The organism is Psychrobacter sp. FME5 (genome assembly GCF_014861375.1).
GTDB lineage: Bacteria > Pseudomonadota > Gammaproteobacteria > Pseudomonadales > Moraxellaceae > Psychrobacter.
Genome location: NZ_RRYX01000244.1, coordinates 1 through 901, shown reverse-complemented (window position 1 = coordinate 901; position 901 = coordinate 1). Strand labels below are relative to the sequence as shown.

The window sequence follows — 901 nt, the reverse complement described above, 5'->3', positions numbered from 1 at the left end:
ATCGGGCTTTGGGATTTATGGTGTTGTTATCGGTGAGTTTTATACCAGCACGATATGAGATCGCTGCTACTAAATTATGACTTTTTCCACGACTGAGAGATTTGGTTTCGGCTCTGAAGATTGCCATTTTTGCACCTCGGGTTTTTGGGGTTTGGGGTTTCCCCAACGCTGTTTGAGACAATCACATATTAGCACGAAGTAGGCTAATATGTGATTTCTCGAAACTGCGCTCTTCGAGGACTCTTGCAGAGGGCTAAAAAATGGAAGGAGAGGGCTATAAAACTGGTTTTTAAAAGGCAGAAACACTCATTAATAAGCAAAACTATCCATTAATAAGCAAAACTATCCATTAATAAGCAAAACTTATGCATAAAATATAGAACATTTGATTATTCACAAAAATTAGCAGCAGGGTTATTCACTACATTTATAAAATTCTGTACGTTTATCCGCCACATTTTTTTGAAAATCGATTTCTTCCTGTTTGGTGAGTAATCCGCTCATACTGCACCCCATAATCAACCCCTGAGCAAATCCGAATAACTGCTCGAACGTTGTTATTGAGTCGTAGTGAAATGCAGTAGTAGCAAGCATATTAATTTGCATTTTTATTAATGTTTTGGCTCTCTCTCTATCCGACATATCAATATTGCCGGCTAACAAATGAGGCGCATTTTTGGCCATGTCATCTGCTATTGCGAGCATCTCATCTGCCGATGCGCGTTCGAGATATGCCGCTATTTTTTGCATTTTTTCTAAGTCCATTTTTCTAACTCCCTATAATTAGTAATCTAAATATTCTCTGATCGGACGCTTTGTAAACTGTGATGCGTCTTTTTTAAGCCGATTAACCATCTCAAACTCCCACCCTTGTTGTGACTGTCCAGCTGGGCTAGTCGGG

Annotated in this window: 1 protein-coding gene; it reads right to left on the bottom strand. The window is 39.3% G+C overall.

The genetic code is table 11. The annotated features are described in order from the left end of the window. Nucleotides 1-414: 414 nt before the first annotated feature. Nucleotides 415-765 carry a hypothetical protein gene (locus EI161_RS14505; RefSeq protein ID WP_192529982.1) on the bottom strand — a complete coding sequence of 117 codons (351 nt, stop codon included), beginning with the start codon at nucleotides 763-765 and terminating at the stop codon, nucleotides 415-417. Nucleotides 766-901: the final 136 nt, after the last annotated feature.

Bases quoted from the DNA above. Each gene is read 5' to 3' on its own strand.
- EI161_RS14505 (WP_192529982.1), bottom strand. From the start codon at position 765: ATGGACTTAGAAAAAATGCAAAAAATAGCGGCATATCTCGAACGCGCA.